The sequence below is a fragment of the Vibrio sp. TMPB1044 genome (genome assembly GCF_030442075.1).
Taxonomy (GTDB): Bacteria; Pseudomonadota; Gammaproteobacteria; order Enterobacterales; family Vibrionaceae; genus Vibrio; species Vibrio satsumensis.
In genome coordinates this window covers 50,311-65,002 of sequence record NZ_JAUJED010000047.1, presented here as the reverse complement: position 1 = coordinate 65,002, position 14,692 = coordinate 50,311, and the positions used below count along the sequence as shown (strand labels likewise).

General features: G+C 46.5%; 23 protein-coding genes. 3 read left to right on the top strand and 20 right to left on the bottom strand.

Features of this window, described 5'->3' with window-relative positions:
- Positions 1–196 precede the first annotated feature (196 nt).
- The 16 genes from QQ041_RS21955 to QQ041_RS21885 all read right to left on the bottom strand — a co-directional run bounded on the left by QQ041_RS21955 (position 197) and on the right by QQ041_RS21885 (position 8,304).
- Positions 197–319, bottom strand: a complete 123-nt coding sequence (locus QQ041_RS21955; RefSeq protein WP_285955055.1) for a hypothetical protein — start codon at positions 317–319, stop codon at positions 197–199.
- A complete protein-coding gene (locus QQ041_RS24185) occupies positions 273–467 on the bottom strand; it encodes a hypothetical protein (RefSeq protein ID WP_353057846.1) in 195 nt (64 codons plus the stop codon). The genes QQ041_RS21955 and QQ041_RS24185 overlap by 47 nt, the downstream gene beginning before the upstream one ends.
- A complete protein-coding gene (locus tag QQ041_RS21950) occupies positions 467–877 on the bottom strand; it encodes a hypothetical protein (protein WP_285955054.1) in 411 nt (136 codons plus the stop codon). The genes QQ041_RS24185 and QQ041_RS21950 overlap by 1 nt, the downstream gene beginning before the upstream one ends.
- The gene (locus QQ041_RS21945; RefSeq protein WP_285955053.1) at positions 874–1,353 is read right to left on the bottom strand and encodes a M15 family metallopeptidase; all 480 of its coding nucleotides are present in this window, start codon (positions 1,351–1,353) and stop codon (positions 874–876) included. The genes QQ041_RS21950 and QQ041_RS21945 overlap by 4 nt, the downstream gene beginning before the upstream one ends.
- Positions 1,350–1,790: a hypothetical protein gene (locus QQ041_RS21940; protein ID WP_285955052.1), complete on the bottom strand. Its 441-nt coding sequence runs from the start codon at positions 1,788–1,790 to the stop codon at positions 1,350–1,352. Before QQ041_RS21940 ends, QQ041_RS21945 begins: the two co-directional genes overlap by 4 nt.
- A complete protein-coding gene (locus tag QQ041_RS21935) occupies positions 1,787–2,686 on the bottom strand; it encodes a hypothetical protein (RefSeq protein ID WP_285955051.1) in 900 nt (299 codons plus the stop codon). The genes QQ041_RS21940 and QQ041_RS21935 overlap by 4 nt, the downstream gene beginning before the upstream one ends.
- On the bottom strand, positions 2,683–3,627 hold the full coding sequence (locus QQ041_RS21930; RefSeq protein ID WP_285955050.1) for a hypothetical protein: 945 nt from the start codon (positions 3,625–3,627) through the stop codon (positions 2,683–2,685). The genes QQ041_RS21935 and QQ041_RS21930 overlap by 4 nt, the downstream gene beginning before the upstream one ends.
- Positions 3,608–3,814, bottom strand: a complete 207-nt coding sequence (locus tag QQ041_RS21925; RefSeq protein ID WP_016787082.1) for a hypothetical protein — start codon at positions 3,812–3,814, stop codon at positions 3,608–3,610. The genes QQ041_RS21930 and QQ041_RS21925 overlap by 20 nt, the downstream gene beginning before the upstream one ends.
- 147 nt (positions 3,815–3,961) lie before the next feature.
- Positions 3,962–4,231 carry a hypothetical protein gene (locus QQ041_RS21920; RefSeq protein ID WP_016787084.1) on the bottom strand — a complete coding sequence of 90 codons (270 nt, stop codon included), beginning with the start codon at positions 4,229–4,231 and terminating at the stop codon, positions 3,962–3,964.
- Positions 4,232–4,240: 9 nt separating this feature from the next.
- Entirely contained in the window at positions 4,241–5,062 is an 822-nt protein-coding gene (locus tag QQ041_RS21915) for a major capsid protein P2 (RefSeq protein ID WP_285955049.1), read from the bottom strand.
- Positions 5,063–5,073: 11 nt separating this feature from the next.
- Complete coding sequence (locus QQ041_RS21910; protein ID WP_016787086.1) at positions 5,074–5,205, bottom strand: hypothetical protein; 132 nt, start codon at positions 5,203–5,205, stop codon at positions 5,074–5,076.
- Between the two features lie 106 nt (positions 5,206–5,311).
- Positions 5,312–6,031 (bottom strand): hypothetical protein, encoded by a 720-nt coding sequence (locus tag QQ041_RS21905; protein WP_285955048.1) that lies wholly within the window; start codon positions 6,029–6,031, stop codon positions 5,312–5,314.
- Entirely contained in the window at positions 6,000–6,488 is a 489-nt protein-coding gene (locus QQ041_RS21900; protein WP_285955047.1) for a hypothetical protein, read from the bottom strand. Before QQ041_RS21900 ends, QQ041_RS21905 begins: the two co-directional genes overlap by 32 nt.
- Positions 6,478–6,948, bottom strand: coding sequence for a hypothetical protein (locus tag QQ041_RS21895; RefSeq protein ID WP_285955046.1), 471 nt, complete (start codon positions 6,946–6,948; stop codon positions 6,478–6,480). Before QQ041_RS21895 ends, QQ041_RS21900 begins: the two co-directional genes overlap by 11 nt.
- Positions 6,938–7,177: a hypothetical protein gene (locus QQ041_RS21890; protein ID WP_285955045.1), complete on the bottom strand. Its 240-nt coding sequence runs from the start codon at positions 7,175–7,177 to the stop codon at positions 6,938–6,940. Before QQ041_RS21890 ends, QQ041_RS21895 begins: the two co-directional genes overlap by 11 nt.
- A gap of 530 nt (positions 7,178–7,707) precedes the next feature.
- Positions 7,708–8,304, bottom strand: a complete 597-nt coding sequence (locus QQ041_RS21885; protein ID WP_285955044.1) for a hypothetical protein — start codon at positions 8,302–8,304, stop codon at positions 7,708–7,710.
- Positions 8,305–8,456: 152 nt separating this feature from the next.
- Between QQ041_RS21885 and QQ041_RS21880 the strand changes: the two genes are divergently transcribed.
- Together QQ041_RS21880 and QQ041_RS21875 are read left to right on the top strand one after the other, a co-directional pair.
- Complete coding sequence (locus tag QQ041_RS21880) at positions 8,457–8,726, top strand: helix-turn-helix transcriptional regulator (RefSeq protein WP_016800762.1); 270 nt, start codon at positions 8,457–8,459, stop codon at positions 8,724–8,726.
- A gap of 845 nt (positions 8,727–9,571) precedes the next feature.
- Positions 9,572–10,174, top strand: a complete 603-nt coding sequence (locus tag QQ041_RS21875; protein ID WP_146489729.1) for a DUF2971 domain-containing protein — start codon at positions 9,572–9,574, stop codon at positions 10,172–10,174.
- Positions 10,175–10,270: 96 nt separating this feature from the next.
- Here QQ041_RS21875 and QQ041_RS21870 read toward each other — a convergent pair whose 3' ends face one another.
- The 4 genes from QQ041_RS21870 to matP all read right to left on the bottom strand — a co-directional run bounded on the left by QQ041_RS21870 (position 10,271) and on the right by matP (position 12,837).
- Complete coding sequence (locus tag QQ041_RS21870; protein WP_146489728.1) at positions 10,271–11,491, bottom strand: hypothetical protein; 1,221 nt, start codon at positions 11,489–11,491, stop codon at positions 10,271–10,273.
- A 142-nt stretch (positions 11,492–11,633) separates the two neighbouring features.
- On the bottom strand, positions 11,634–11,945 hold the full coding sequence (locus tag QQ041_RS21865) for a hypothetical protein (protein ID WP_146489727.1): 312 nt from the start codon (positions 11,943–11,945) through the stop codon (positions 11,634–11,636).
- A 104-nt stretch (positions 11,946–12,049) separates the two neighbouring features.
- Entirely contained in the window at positions 12,050–12,358 is a 309-nt protein-coding gene (locus QQ041_RS21860) for a DUF3634 family protein (protein WP_017059672.1), read from the bottom strand.
- Between the two features lie 23 nt (positions 12,359–12,381).
- Positions 12,382–12,837, bottom strand: coding sequence for a macrodomain Ter protein MatP (matP, locus tag QQ041_RS21855; RefSeq protein WP_010440786.1), 456 nt, complete (start codon positions 12,835–12,837; stop codon positions 12,382–12,384).
- Positions 12,838–13,026: 189 nt separating this feature from the next.
- Here matP and QQ041_RS21850 point away from each other — a divergent pair, with 189 nt between their 5' ends.
- Entirely contained in the window at positions 13,027–14,679 is a 1,653-nt protein-coding gene (locus QQ041_RS21850; RefSeq protein ID WP_017066880.1) for a Lon protease family protein, read from the top strand.
- Positions 14,680–14,692: the final 13 nt, after the last annotated feature.

Below are 14,692 nucleotides of genomic sequence, written 5' to 3'. Positions count from 1 at the left end.
CTTAGGGCTGAATGACGATAGCTTGACCATACCTAAATTACTTCCGTGTGATTCTTCAATGTTATATAAAAACTATAGAATAAATATCACCTTAAAGTAGCACTTGTTCTATTTTCATCACCAATTCTGCATTTCTCATCGTAGAAATGCAGAAAGGGCTACTTTCCTAAGAAAATAGCCCTTTAGATGGTCTGTCTTATCGGCGTTTCTTGTAGCGTTTTATTGTGGTGTTCGCCCTAACCACGCGCCCGTTCTTGAGCGTGTAACCTTTCTTAAGTTGGCCGTTTGGTCGGCGACCTTTGCACTTGTGTCCTTTCATTCGGTATCTCCAGTTTTCGTATCCGTTGCTCTTGGTCTTGCTGCACTCGCTTTATCCAGTTGATGTCCGTTTTCAAAGCCGCAATCGTGCCAAGGCTTGAGACTCCGCCTGTCATGAATGCAATAATCAGTGTGTCGATAAAGCCCATCATTTCCCCTTCCATCGCGAAACATAAAACTCGAGGAGATAACGCACCATGGCGCGCATCCCGAGCGTATCGATGACGACTGCACCCACCACAAACCAATACGGATTCGGGATACGCTGCAGCGCTGTAAAACCTTGCTCAACATAGGGCGCGTAATTGGGGATAAACGATAGAATCAGTGGCACAAACACCACTAAGAGGATGAACTCGTCTTTGAGTCCCCGCTCTCGAATGCTGACTTCATCGAGGCTACTGGCCTGCTCTTCACCATTCTGCAGTCGACGTACCCTCGCCTGATGCTTCTCGCTCTCGAGTTCATCTTTGCGCTTAAGTGCTTCGGCTCGGTTTTGGTTATGCTGCTTGTACGCCGCCACGCCACCGGTCACAAGATTCAGGATCGCGCCCATCATGTGTACACCCGACGACTTAATTCAATGTGCGGACCGTCTTTGAGGCTTTTCCAATCACCACCCCAAACAATCGCGACATTCAGCTCTCGAGCGGCTTGTTTAAACGCTCGGCTGATGGCGTCGTAATACTTAAAGTCCCACGTCACCTTATTGTTTTCGTCGTAGGCCACAAAATCAATCGCATGGCCGGATTGGTGCCGACTTAAACGTTTGGCCCCATCAAGCTGGCTCAAGCCTTCTTGATAGAGCTGATATTGGCGTTTTGCGGTACGCAGGCCTTCCGTAATGCCAAAGTCATACGGTGACAACTCTAACGCTCGGCGCACGACTTTCTTTAAGTCGCCATGCACGCCGAGCATGCGGGTTTCGCTGCGGGCAGAGAGCACAAAGTCGCTGACCGTCTCATCGATGGTTTTCTTATTCATCAGGTACACTCCGGCCAGTAAGCCACTGGCGAGTAACATTAGCCATCTCATTCGCCCTCCGATTTCACAAGGAGTCTCGAATGCAGCGTAACGCTGGCGTCAACGTTGGTGACGGTGATCTCAAGCTTGGTCGCGGCTTTCGGTTTGATAAGAAACAGTGGATAGCCATAGAGAGAATTCGAGGCAAAATACAGATACAAGAGACGGGACGACACATGCGTGTTATTGGCCCTGATAAATCTAAGATAGACGATGCCAGGTTTCGCCAAAATCGGAGAGGCTCTGCTGCTCTGACTGTGCGGCGTTGCTTGCGATTGCTTAAAGCGCCTAAGGGTCAAATCGAGCATTTCGACGTGGTTTGAGAGCGGGAACGTCGCCTTTCGACGTGAGCCGAAAATGAATTTCATCTGATTATCGTGTTTTGCTTCCACGTTCAACAAACCATCATTAGCGCTGGCAAGCTCAGGATTGGTTAATGACAGCATCATAGCGCTTCTCCTACTTTAAGGCGGTCGCTTGCGGTGCCATGCAAGCTCACGGCTTGATTGGTGTTGAGCATCAAATGCCCGCCCGGGCGTAACTCCAAGAAACCTTGCACGATGACCGTGCCTTCATTAGTGGGCAGAGCTTGTAAGATGAGCGCCTTTCTCGCGCTTTTCTCTCGAATGCGTTGATAGCCTCCCGTCATCAACAAGGTGCCATTGCCAATTCTCGCGAACGTCACCCGCTCTGGATCCGACGTCACTTTCAATTCGGTGTTGGTGATGGTCGCTTGCACATCCAATGACGCATTCCCAACCTCGACATTCACCGGTTGTTGAATGCGAGCAACGGTTAACGGCTGTGTGATTTGGTCGACCGTCACCGGCTCGGCCACTCGATTGACATTAACCGGCGTTTGAACCTCACTAATCGTGGTAGGTGTTTGTATTTCTGATATTTTAACTGGCGTGACAATGTCACTAACCTTGACGGGTTCACGCACTTTTTGAACCGATACCGGCGTTTCAATCTGCGCCACACTCACTGGCGCTTGCACTTCACTCACCTGCACGGGATCCTGCACTTTTCTGACGTGCACCGGCTTTTCAATTTCACTGACCAACAGCGCGTTATTCACGCTGATTTTCTGCGCCTTGGTCATGATCAATAAATCCGACACTTGATACTCAAAGGTCACCGCCACTGACTGATGATTGTTCAGCTCGAGCTTGTCAAAGGCGGACACATCAACGGTGTCACCACCAAAGATCTCAACGGGACGCATGGTATCGCCCTGCAGCAGTAACGAGTGCGTGGTATCACGCAAGATGAGGTACTTGCCGGATTGGCCGGCGTTAAACGTCAGCGTTTGATTGGGCTCGAGTGTGTGGGTCTGTTTCATGATGCGCGCCTTGTCATGACCACCCCAATGGTGATCATCGTGCCGATGATCCCAAGGATGAGAGATAATTTTTTCAACGTAGAGTTGTCGGATTCATTCGTGCCCGTTTGCTCTCGCGCTTTCGCGTTGTTGGCTAAGGCAATCGCCGCTTTGGTGGTTTCGGTTTGTTGGCCGGCCATCGATTTAATGGAATCAATGGCGTATTGACTGACTTCGGATTGCTCTTCGAGTGCTGACGTCCCAAAGCCAAAGGCTTCGTCGACGGTGTTATCGACCACACGCAACGAGTTATCGACCATGTTCAATGAATCTCCGACCACCGATTCATTGACTCTTAACGCTTGGGTACCAAAATCAAACGCTTCTTCGGCGGTACGTCCCGCAATGGCCATCGCGCCATGATCGGTCATGGTCAAATTGATGTCCGAGTCACTGACGCCCGACAGCATCACACCGGTATTGTCGCCACCGACCGCCGCACTGCTGCTGGTGTTTGTGGTCGTCGTGGTGTTGCTTTGACGACTTTTCGAAGAACTTCTTCCACCCATATCCGCTAACCTTATTTGTAAAACCCGTTCATCGCCGTGGCGTTCAATTTCCTGAACCGGTAACTTCAATCGTCTTGCAATGAATCGCTTGGCACCCTCACGATAAAAATGCGCTCGCACCGAATCAAAGCCATGCTGTTTCGCATGCTCGACAGCGGCTAATGTGCCGTTGGCCATGTCGCCCGCTAACCCCACCACAACCAACTCTTTGGTGTTGTTTTTCAGCCTTTCACCACGCAATAACATGACAGTGTCACTTATTTGATACGTTGCCTCTAAGCCTTTTGCCACTTGGGTTTGTGCGTGTTGGTAATAGTCTCTCAGTGCCGGTTTTAGCCGTTGATGGACGTGCGCCCACTTTGCTGGCTGTAAGCTACCGTTTGGATAACGCATACAAGGCAAACAGCGCCATCAACACAATGAACCACCACGGCATGCCGCGTTGCTCACCGAGGCTGATGTGCCCGCCTTCAAACCCACTGTTATTCGTGGTGTTGCCGGAGGTGCCGGACGTAGCGGGTCCTGCTGCGCCGCCTTGAAGGCCACCGCCACCGGTTAATGATGTCAATGATCCGAGCATCAGCGCCCTCCTTTGAGCCACATTAGTGACGCGACAAACAGCACCACAAGCAACACTTTATTGAGCCCTTTGCCAGCGCTCAGCCCAAACAGGCTGCCGACCCCAAATCCACCCAATCCCCAAAACAGTAACGGCATCACCGTCTCCTTATCGTCGAAACGCCAGCGCGCCCAATATCAAGACCAGCAACACACCAACTCCACCCCCGACGTACAACATCGTGTTGTCTTTCTGAGGTTGAGCTTGCGGCGTGGTCACCGTATTCCCCTTGTTATCCACTTGAGGATGATTGGGTTGCTGCGTCTTATCCGGGTTCGTGGATTGGTCATTAGTGGGAAACAGCCAGTCGGCGTTTTCCCCGACCGAATCCAATGCGCCCGCGCCAAATTCCAACAGATCATCAAAAAAGCTTTTCATTGGCGCTCCTTAGGCCGCGCCACTCTGCAACATTTCCGGTCGCGTGACTTTCACCGACTCCACCAAGATCGGAATGGAGCCTGGGACATCGGTGGTGGTCACGGAGAATTTCAAGTTGGAGCTGTGCTGCGTCGGAAACAGTTCATCAATGGAGAACCCACGAACGATCGGGTCAAAATGGAAATACCCGTCTTGGGGCGTGCGCTCATTGCGTTTCGCGTTGGCTTCTGAAATGAAGGTGTTGGCTTCGTACTCTTTGACAAAGTCACGCTCAATTTCCAGTTTGCTGATGTTGTCGTGCATGAAATGCATGCGACGAATGCTGATGAGCGGACTCGCCACCAAGTTGGTGAACTCGTTCTCGCCTTGTGCATTGGCCGGCATGGTTTCGCGTTTGATCATCGGCACCAAGACCCGCATCGCTTGAGAGTTACTTACCCACGCATGCACTTGGATAGACAATGGCGTCGCGTTGGCCGCCTTGCCTTTGAATTGGATATCGAGGTGGATATTGTCGCCCAGCTCAGTGACCAAACCGGTGTAACGCACCCCATTTTTGGTGCGTGCCACGATGTCACTGAACGGGATCACAAAATGCCCCGAGGTGGTGTCTCGTTGCTTGTAACGCTCGAGCATCAATAACTCTTCACCGGTCAAGACGTAGATCTCTTCGGCGTTCAGCGTAATGGCAATGCGCTGCATGTCTGCAGCGCTGGCGTTGGTTTCCAGTACCAACTCGTGGTACGTCGGGCCATTAGGGATAGGCAATGTGCCTTTTTGTCCCCACGACGCGCCAACCATCGAATTCAGTTTGATTGGTTTGACTGACATCGTATTCCCCTTTAAAACCAGCCAGAGCGACCCAGCAACTTATCGAGGCCGCCGACTTTATTGTTCACAGCAAAGACGATCGCACCCGTCGTGACCGCCGCAATTCCGGCGACAATCGCCACATTTTTCACGTTCAATCTCATGGGAGTTCCTTTAGAGTGATTGATGCTGATAACGTGGTGTATAACGTCAACAATGACCAGTCTCTTTAACCTGTTAGGTTAAGAGTTAAACCTATTAGGTTACCCGTCATCGCTTGGGGTAGATTTTTCCTTGTTCCCACTTGCCCAAACCCGGTGATTTGAGGATGTAATCGGCGAACTTTTTACGCCCTAGATGCTCCCTATCGACGCAGCTTTGCAGCCCCAAAATGGCCTCGATGGGAATATCAAAATAGTCCGCAATGTACTTAGCATTGCGTCGTGAACTGACCGCACCGACGTACACATATTTGGATTCATCGAGTACCGTCTTAGGCACTTCTTGCCCGCGCTGAAACGTCGCGTGCATCACCAAGCCAAAGCCGCGACCACCCGTCCAGAGTTCACCGGCTAACCCATCGAGTTTTGACGGGGTATTGGTGAACTTGGCGAGCTCTTCAATCACACAGTGCAGCTTTTTCGGATGATGGCCATCGCCTAATGACCAGACCATGTTGGCAAACAGCTCAAGGTTCTCTCGGGTGCGCTCTTGTTCGACCAGAGCCAACCGAAACGCGGCCTTTTTCTTCCTCGCAAACCACGCCTTGTGGTAGAACTCATCAAAGCTGTGACACGCTTGCACGCGACCACCTTTGAGCGGCGCTTCGATGTGCTCACTGTACGGATCGAACATCACCACTTGAGACGAACGCTCAATGAAATTGAGCTGACGAATGGCGGTAGTTTTGCAGCTGCCCGTGGTGCCCATGTAACAAACGTGCTCCGCATTGTGGGCGTTATTCTTGTTCACTGGATTCGGGAGCTTCACTGTCCACCTCCTGCGGTGTCTCGGGCTCTTTCGTCTCTTGAGCTTGTTTGAGTTGGCGCACTTGTTTGGCACAACCGCCAATCAAGGTCATCGAGGCCATGGCAAACACAAACTCGCCTTGATACTGGCCGAACCATTTCAAACCGGCGGGTCCGTACTTCTGCAGCATGGGTGATGCAGCGTCTAACCACTGGTTACCTGCACGGGTGTCGATTTCAAACGGCACATCAAACACGGTGCCGACGGTCATCTCCACCACACCTAAGCCGTAAGAGAGCATCATGCGCGCGTCTTCTTCCCCGAACCCCAAGGTTTCCGGCGCCGCTTCTTGGTTTTCACCGGTGTCGGCCTCGTCTTGCTCTCGTTCTTCGCGTAAGGTTTCTACCGCTTCAACGGCTTGTTGATCACGTTCATCCAGTTCGTTCTCTACAGGCGTGAATGGGGCTTCATTGCTCATGAGTGACTCCTTTCTTGGTCTTCGTTAAGCCAAACCACAACAAGGCGCAGGTGCTTAACAGCAACAAGAATGACCAACCTAATCGCGTATTAACCGACTTGGGTTGGTTATCGTTTGATGGTTCAGATTCGTTTGAGCCCTTATTGGGCTTGGTTTCGTTCGGTTTTGGGGGCTTAGCTGGGTCAGGCTTCTTATTGGTACTGTTTTTATAACCAGTACTGACTTTATCTGGACTCGAGACCATGTGGTTGTGTAACCAGTCTTGAAACGGTTTACCTGCGCTTTGGTTGGTTTTGCAACTTGGGCAAATGGTATAGAGCTGTCCGAGACGGCGCTTGTTCTTGGGCGGCTCACCGCCCTCGATGAGCTTATGCTCGCCCACGGCGTGCACGGTGCAGATCTCATCACAGCCATGCGTTGGGCAAGCAATGTAACCTTTGATTGGATTCTTACTCGCCATGCGTCGCCTCCAGTTCGCACAAGCGAAGATGAAAATTGTTCATGAGGGATTTCAGCAAGTGGATGGTCGTCGCCACCTGTTGGCTGGCTTCTTCGGCCGCTTGGATCGCGACAAGGGGTTTCTTGAGGGTGGGAACCGTGCTCCAGTCTGGCGCCGCTTGGGTCAGCGTTTGTTCAACGAGCTCCAGCTCGCTGACCAATTGTTGGTAGCTCTGTTGATGCATTGTCATTGTGTTGTCCTCTGTCTCACGACGTTGGTGTGTCCCTGTCTCTCGACGTTAACCAATAGATTATAACAATTAAAATATGAAACTTAATAGGTTTAAGTAATCAAACTGTGCGCTTCGATTTCGCCTTTGCTTTCCTAATAGACCGTCGCGCAGCGACTCCATGGCCGTTGCAGCACACGCGCACGGTGTGCTTATCGCTATGCTATTGAACTTCTCGCGACACAAGGCTCCAGCTCGCTGGCGAGCTCGATGAGCCGCTTCCTTTACCCAGTTATCCCCGTTTTTCACGGGGTAACAGTAACTGTCCCTTACATCTATCTTTAGATAGATCATTAGTCTTTAGACTATGCGTTGTGATCTCAAAGACTGAGCTCATGGAGTAGTTAATGCGCTAAAACACCGGTTAGCGAACGGGTTATCCACAACGGCTGGATCACCACATCCAATCGATGAAATTTGAGAGGAATAAAGACGAAAAAACCCGAGAAATCGGGGTTCAGACGGATCGAGGCACAGTTTGAGCTTTGATCTTAAGGCACAGTGCTGTCATGACGTTGAGTACTACGACGTGCAAACTTACGCAGTAACGTGATCGGTGTGAGGAGGTAACGGATGTGTACACCGGTTGAGGCGGCCATTTTCTTGAGGTTCTTAGTCGCGGCTTGTTTGGCGTTCGCGTAGGCCACGTTTAAGCCAAGATCGCGAAAATACTTGTCGGTGATGCGCTTGATGGACGCCAATCCATACCAGTCGCCGTTGATGTTCTCTCGAGGTTGCTTGGACGTGATCCACCCTCGGTCTTTCGCGTAACTCACGCACTGTTTCACGCGCCATTCCGGTAAACCAGTGCCTTTGGCTACATTCGCCCAAGTTCTAAGCAAGAACCCTTTAGCGGTCACCACCCCTACTTTACAAGTCCGGAACTCAAGCTCACTCACCAAGTAGTCCATCACTCGGCCAATATCGGTTAAGTATTGGCGCTGTGTCGATTTACCCGAATGAGACAGCAGATAGTCATATTGTGAGGGGTTCTCGAGTAACTTTCTCCAGCGATCACGATTGAGCGCGGCCAAAGGGCGCGCACTTCTTTTGAAACTTTTGTTAGGAGATCGCTGACTGACTTTCATTAGAGTGATAGCAAACTAAACGTTGCCTTCCTAGAGTATTAAACCTTTGACATAAATCACTCTAATAGAATTTATTTGCTACTGGCAAGCATGCCCCGTATGGCATTGAAGCTAAATCCACCCCTACAATAAACGAAAGATGAGGGATCATAATGGAACGCTTTACATACGAAAATGCGCTTTTAAATCGTACTAAAGCTAAGTTCGGTCTCACCTCAGAGTACCAACTAGCAAAAAAACTGAATGTCGACCAATCAACAGTAAGAAACTGGCGGAATGGTCGTAATTCTATAGACTGGAAGATAGCTTTCCATATTGCCGGTTTGCTTCACGAAAGTGATCAAAATTTGGTCTGGGGGCTCATCGCCCACAAGATAAAAAATGAGAGAGTTATTAAGGTCTTAGAAGAATCTAGACCTTGAGAATTGACCATTTATGCATTTACCCGCATATACATAATACGCACTTAGGCTGTTAGAGCAATTTAGTAATGTCCGGTTTGAGCCATTTTAAAATGTCCGCCTAATCTAACCAGTATTGGTCTACTTAAGCGTTCACCAGCGCTCTCTTAAGATCACAAAAAACAAATAGCTATATATGTGTCCAACGTCTGTACCGTCGAATTTGGTCTCCATTCACACAAACTTTATCAACAGAAAGCTTTTCTCTTCTCGTTTACTGATTCATGCTCTTGTTTGTAGTCATTTTTGCTGTGTTGTGTGTGAATCTTGTGGGCATGCTGTTGTTTTCTTTTCAGATTTCACACAGGCGACCATCTTTATTGATAACACCAAAACGACACCTTTATCAATAGCCAATCAAATTGAGTTATTTTACCTACAACCGTCACCAACTTTTCATGTGGCTCTTCTTCTGACGCCAATGTTCGTACTAGCATCTAAAACAATTAACATGCGCACGCGTTTCACATGGGTACTTTACGTCACACTTAGTTTACTGGGATATCCCGATAGCTTTAAGATATTGACACGAAGCTTATTAAACACAGCTGTCCCTGTTTACCAACCTCATCCTGACAAACTCGAAGTTACGTTGTATCTTATTTTCAACAAGCGAACACTAGCTCGCTATCGCTCAACCACCAGATAAACCACTTAAACATGCTGCCATTTCGTGTTTAAATTTTGATCTATCAAGCAGTTATATGAATAAATTTGGTGATTAAGCAATCAAATGCAATGCATTCAAGCTATGAAAGCAAATTAAAGTGTTAACATCAGGCAATTTTGTAAACTAGGTGTTTGATATGTTGCCTAAACTTTATAAGTTCAGATCTCTCCATGATAGAAACATACAGTCGATTGCCGAGTGTTCGTTGTGGTTCGATTACGCTAAAACTTTCAATAACCCTTTTGAATCTAACCATATATTCAAGAATGAACTTCAGAACAATTTCAAGGTTATGTGTTTTTCTCAATCTAGCGACCACCCAATACTATGGTCTCAGTATGGCGACAACTTTAAAGGCATGTGTATCGAGTATGATCTCAACTGCTATAGCGGCGAGGCCAACCTCAACTGTTTTGAGGTTCAATATGAAGATGAGTTAAACATGTCCCACTTAGAATCATTGAGTGGATTGCAGGCATTAGGGTTAGGTTCCGAAATATTCAAGCTCAAGCATTCTAATTGGCGTTATGAAAAGGAATATCGCTGGGTGTTACCTGATGAAGAGATAACGGGTAATAAGCTCTACCTTAATAGAGAGTGCCTAAGTTCGGTGATCCTCTCTGAGCACGCTCCGGCCGACAGAAAACTGAAAGTTCTGATGACTTGTCAGCGCTTTGGTATACCCGTTAAGCACGCAATAGCCAAACAAGAGTCGTTTACATTCGAAGTGGTCTGTTAAACGGGATAAATCAAGATTATAACAATAAATCAGGCTCTCGCATTTAAGTTACAGTGCAACCAAAAAGGGGAGCCACATTAAATGTGGCTCCCCTTTTTACATGTTCGTCGTCAGTTTTCCAGGCACCCTATCCTGCATTTGTTCAATTGTCGTTATAGACATTTGAACTGTAGAAAACCAATAAGGTCGATGCTTAACGTTAAATAGTTCGCTGTTATCTAACGCTTCGAAAATAGAAAACTTTCGACCTTGGGCCAGAGCAGCACCATAAACTGTTCGCTCAAGCACAGGGGTATCATTCACTTCCTCTAGAAGAGCCCTCTTTATAAACTGATTACTTGGGCTCCAATCTACAAATTCAACGAGGTTTTTTAGTAACTTCAGCTCTAATTTCTCTACCATCGTTTCGAGAAACTGGGTGTTTGGGAGCACTTCTGCACAAGCATAATATTCATCATGCTTATCACTGGCATCTCGGTAACCGAGCATAGTTTTTACTAATGCATCTTCAAATATAGAAGAAAAGTGGTTACAAATCAAAAACAAAGGGAGAGTTCTCAATACGCCAAGTAGAATACCAACATTAGGGTCTTTTACCGATGTTTCTTGAAGTCGAATTCGAGTCGCATTTGACGTCACGACCAGGTGCTGCCAAACCTTAGGTGTGATGTGTTTAATGTTGCCATCATTCCATTTAATTAGCTGCTGGCTCATTAACAATGGGAACAATAAACGACAGTTCTCGATACCTATTTGGCGTGCTGCAATTTTTGGATCGAGAATTACCTTGGACTTCTTGCCGTACTTTTCTGTGAACTCACGATTAGAAACAAACTCGATTAAACTTGAGCTCAATGGCCTGCTTTTTGCTGATATTTCATGGAGTTTGGAAAAGTTTAAGGATGGCGAATACGCAGCACTAGCGAATTCATTGTAATCTGGCAGTTCCGAGAACAAAGAACTTATTAGCGTTCCTTGTAGTTTCTCAAGCATAAGCGCAGAAGCGGCATTGCTGACATCGTCTATCACATACCGTAATGTTTGCTGTTTTGCATTGACCTTCTCGCGATGAGCATTGACTCGATCCTGCTCACAGCGCAATAAAATACGTTGGTTGTGAGAGATACGGTCGGATTCATCAAATATGACGCTATCACAATACCTATTTTCCAAACTTAGTAACGTATCTACTGTCGATTGCGCAAGCTTATATTCTGGTGAGATTAACCATCGATTAAAGCGAGCTTCAACATTGATTGTGACCTTCCTTGAGATCTCAATAACTTCGGGGGAGTAACTTTTATTTGCTAACAACAACCGTAACTTTCCTTTGCCCTAATTGCCTTTTATCGGCATATGCTGCCTTTATAATAAAACTAATATTAATAGAAATTAGAGATTGGTTCACGAAATTGTTTCAATAAAATTGAGGTTATTTAGTTATAGTGCACTAACCCCGTTAATTTGCGATATGGAGACGAATATACTTTTCTGGGAAACTGTATTTGAACTTTCTCTCCTTTGGTAGGTGCTTTTTAGCCTGTTTACAAACCTTACTATCGCCCGATGTTCTCACCCTCTTAATTCTTGTATAGCCTTTAGAGTGCTTCATCTCAATCATTAGATCGCAATAGCCATCGAAATCAACTTTACTCTTGTTGAAGCCTTTCATAACAGTGACTTTGATCTTTTTGGCTACAGGGTTGACCAATGCATCATCAGGAAATGCGAATGGGGATACAAAACACAACAAGAATATTAGATATCTCATACTGTTCTCTCTGTTAGGAAGTGAGAACAGTATGCAGATAGTTAAGGAAAGTGAAGGATTAACTAAGTATGAGGGTTTACCAAGTAAGGCGTATTTCTCAACAATTACGCTTTCTTTGAGCCTTTAGACTTAAAACCATTATGCGGGAACACGTTACGAATACGTTGCTGTACGTTTTTAGGCACATCTTTAGTGAACTTGAGATTATAGCCAGAGCGTTTTGCATACACTTTTAGCTCACCTTTAAAGGTATTATTATGACCAATCTCTTGAAGGTTGTGCTTAAAGCTCGGTGGAAGATGCCCTTTAACTTGTTCGATCGCCCCGTCGCTAAATTTAATTTTCAATACCGGTCGATCGACTGCTACTAACCAAAAAACTAATACCGCACCGATTAAGATTACGTACATCATAATGTCACCACTACTGTTAATGGTTATTTATCGTCAGAAAGGAGTTTGCTTAAGTCTTCTTTAAGGCTAGTCACTGTCTTGCTGGCCTGTTCACTACGAGACGCTTCGCTAACCAAATACTCGATGGCGTCAGAAAGCGTACAACCTAGCTCGTTCGCTCGTTGAGATAGCTTTTCCCATACACGATAATCAAGGTCGATTGATTTCTTTTTGGTGTGAACTTGTTCAGCATTGAAGTGGCGTTTTCGCTTAGCTCTGATCGCTTGTTTAAGCTTGTTATCGAGCTCAGGAGACATGTTGTTAGAGATCCACTCAAGAACACCCGTAGGCTGGTGTTCCAGCTTCAATAAGGCTTGAACAGCAACGTCAGCTTCACTTGAATCAATATGGCAAGTAATCGATTCACCTTCTTTCCACTTTTTGACCAGATAGTTCCATTTCCAACCACATTCCAAGTTTTCAAGTTGCTGATATTTCATGTCTAATCTCGAGAGTTAATCCTAGTGACAGCGTAACCCAGAATGGGTTATTTCACAATTATTGTCTTGAAAGAATAGACCAAGATCATACTTATATTAGCTTAGTGATTAGTAACTACCACATAGAGCTACAAGCGAGATCGGTTTTTCTATATACTCCCTACCTCATTATCATAATCAGAAACTTAAATGACTCAAGTAGATTGGCGACATGTTACGCCTCAGTACGACGAATATAGCGCTCAATTAGAGCAATTCCCTGACATCTCGCCTTTCCCGTTTTCAGATATTCAACATAGATTCAAAGATGCGCTAACCCGCTTTGTTCGCTTGTCTAACCTTTCGCGCGTTTTACTGGTAAATGCTCCGGACAATTCAATCTATCGTCAAATGATTGTTGAATCTCTAGTCACTGCTTTAGATGATCACACTCTGCCAGTTATCAAAACTGAGTCTTTAAATGCTGCCTCTCTGTTTGACCAAGTTCAATCGAAAGACGGTAAGGTTATTGCGACAAAACCTGGCCTACTGGCTAGAGCAAACAACGGTTATCTGATCGTTTCAGCAAACCTGATCTTGGCAAACCCAGGAAGCTGGTTACTGCTTAAATCTGCGCTGCTTGGTGAAGCTGTAGAGCCTATCAGCAGTAACCCTGAACACTTGAATCAGTCGCCAACCTTACCTCTTACTTACAATATTAAGTTAATTGTAGTTGGAGACAGAGCTCAACTAGGTGACCTTGATTACCTAGACAGCGATATTCAAACCGGTTTTTGCCTATTCAGCGAAATTGAACAGGACATTAAGCTCTCAGAAGACACTCTGACTCAATATCTTGGTTACCTTAAGTGGCTTCAACAACGCTATGAATTACCAAACATCACGCAACAAGCGTTGACGGGCATTCTTACTGCCGGAGCAAGAGAAACCGAAGATCAAAGCTATATCCCACTGTGCCCTATTTGGCACAACGCGTTATTGAACGAAGCTTTGATTGAAGCCGACAATGGTGAGATTGATATTCACCATATCCAGCAAGCTCAGCAGCACAAATACAACCGTGAATCTTATCTACCAGAACGCGCCCTTGATGATATTCGTGATGGCCAAGTCATTATCGAAACTGAAGGTGAACAAGTTGGTCAAGTTAATGGGTTGACGGTCATCGATGTACCGGGACACCCAATATCGTATGGTGAACCTGCACGAATTTCCTGTGTTATTCACTTTGGTGATGGTGATATTGCCGATGTTGAGCGCAAAGCCGAGCTGGGTGGTAATCTTCATGCTAAAGGCATGATGATCATGCAAGCATTTGTGAGCAGCGCACTAAACCTTGAAGATCCATTACCATACGCAGCTTCCGTAGTATTTGAGCAGTCTTACTGCGAAGTAGATGGCGATAGTGCTTCTCTTGCGGAGTTGTGTTCTCTGGTTAGTGCTTTGTCTGAATACCCTATCAATCAACAAATTGCGGTTACTGGTGCAGTGGACCAATTTGGTCGAGTACAAGCGGTTGGTGGGCTAAACGAAAAAATCGAAGGCTTCTACCATGTGTGTAAGCACAATGGCTTAACTGGCGAACAAGGCGTGATCCTTCCAAGATCGAATTTAAGGCACCTTGCACTGAAGCCAGACCTTATTGAAAGCATTAAAAATGAAGAATTCCATATTTGGTCTGTGTCTAATGTAGATGAAGCAATTCCTCTCATTATGAACAAGCCATTTAGAGACGATGAACAAGAAAGCGTTCTGAGCAAAATCGCGGAACGTATTGAAAACTTTGAAAGACATGAGCACCCTATTGGAATTGTTGGACGCATTAAAAACTGGTTTGTCTAGTACTGATCGGACT

What these genes read in the sequence shown, in the direction of transcription:
- QQ041_RS21860 (WP_017059672.1), bottom strand. Translation starts at nt 12,358, where the DNA reads ATGATGTACGTAATCTTAATCGGTGCGGTATTAGTTTTTTGGTTAGTA.
- QQ041_RS21910 (WP_016787086.1), bottom strand. Translation starts at nt 5,205, where the DNA reads ATGAGATTGAACGTGAAAAATGTGGCGATTGTCGCCGGAATTGCGGCG.
- QQ041_RS21940 (WP_285955052.1), bottom strand. Translation starts at nt 1,790, where the DNA reads ATGATGCTGTCATTAACCAATCCTGAGCTTGCCAGCGCTAATGATGGT.
- QQ041_RS21955 (WP_285955055.1), bottom strand. Translation starts at nt 319, where the DNA reads ATGAAAGGACACAAGTGCAAAGGTCGCCGACCAAACGGCCAACTTAAG.
- QQ041_RS21915 (WP_285955049.1), bottom strand. Translation starts at nt 5,062, where the DNA reads ATGTCAGTCAAACCAATCAAACTGAATTCGATGGTTGGCGCGTCGTGG.
- QQ041_RS21930 (WP_285955050.1), bottom strand. Translation starts at nt 3,627, where the DNA reads ATGCGTTATCCAAACGGTAGCTTACAGCCAGCAAAGTGGGCGCACGTC.
- QQ041_RS21895 (WP_285955046.1), bottom strand. Translation starts at nt 6,948, where the DNA reads ATGGCGAGTAAGAATCCAATCAAAGGTTACATTGCTTGCCCAACGCAT.
- QQ041_RS24185 (WP_353057846.1), bottom strand. Translation starts at nt 467, where the DNA reads ATGGGCTTTATCGACACACTGATTATTGCATTCATGACAGGCGGAGTC.
- matP (WP_010440786.1), bottom strand. Translation starts at nt 12,837, where the DNA reads ATGAAATATCAGCAACTTGAAAACTTGGAATGTGGTTGGAAATGGAAC.
- QQ041_RS21880 (WP_016800762.1), top strand. Translation starts at nt 8,457, where the DNA reads ATGGAACGCTTTACATACGAAAATGCGCTTTTAAATCGTACTAAAGCT.
- QQ041_RS21945 (WP_285955053.1), bottom strand. Translation starts at nt 1,353, where the DNA reads ATGAGATGGCTAATGTTACTCGCCAGTGGCTTACTGGCCGGAGTGTAC.
- QQ041_RS21865 (WP_146489727.1), bottom strand. Translation starts at nt 11,945, where the DNA reads ATGAGATATCTAATATTCTTGTTGTGTTTTGTATCCCCATTCGCATTT.
- QQ041_RS21925 (WP_016787082.1), bottom strand. Translation starts at nt 3,814, where the DNA reads ATGCTCGGATCATTGACATCATTAACCGGTGGCGGTGGCCTTCAAGGC.
- QQ041_RS21935 (WP_285955051.1), bottom strand. Translation starts at nt 2,686, where the DNA reads ATGAAACAGACCCACACACTCGAGCCCAATCAAACGCTGACGTTTAAC.
- QQ041_RS21885 (WP_285955044.1), bottom strand. Translation starts at nt 8,304, where the DNA reads ATGAAAGTCAGTCAGCGATCTCCTAACAAAAGTTTCAAAAGAAGTGCG.
- QQ041_RS21920 (WP_016787084.1), bottom strand. Translation starts at nt 4,231, where the DNA reads ATGAAAAGCTTTTTTGATGATCTGTTGGAATTTGGCGCGGGCGCATTG.
- QQ041_RS21950 (WP_285955054.1), bottom strand. Translation starts at nt 877, where the DNA reads ATGATGGGCGCGATCCTGAATCTTGTGACCGGTGGCGTGGCGGCGTAC.
- QQ041_RS21900 (WP_285955047.1), bottom strand. Translation starts at nt 6,488, where the DNA reads ATGAGCAATGAAGCCCCATTCACGCCTGTAGAGAACGAACTGGATGAA.
- QQ041_RS21850 (WP_017066880.1), top strand. Translation starts at nt 13,027, where the DNA reads ATGACTCAAGTAGATTGGCGACATGTTACGCCTCAGTACGACGAATAT.
- QQ041_RS21875 (WP_146489729.1), top strand. Translation starts at nt 9,572, where the DNA reads ATGTTGCCTAAACTTTATAAGTTCAGATCTCTCCATGATAGAAACATA.
- QQ041_RS21890 (WP_285955045.1), bottom strand. Translation starts at nt 7,177, where the DNA reads ATGACAATGCATCAACAGAGCTACCAACAATTGGTCAGCGAGCTGGAG.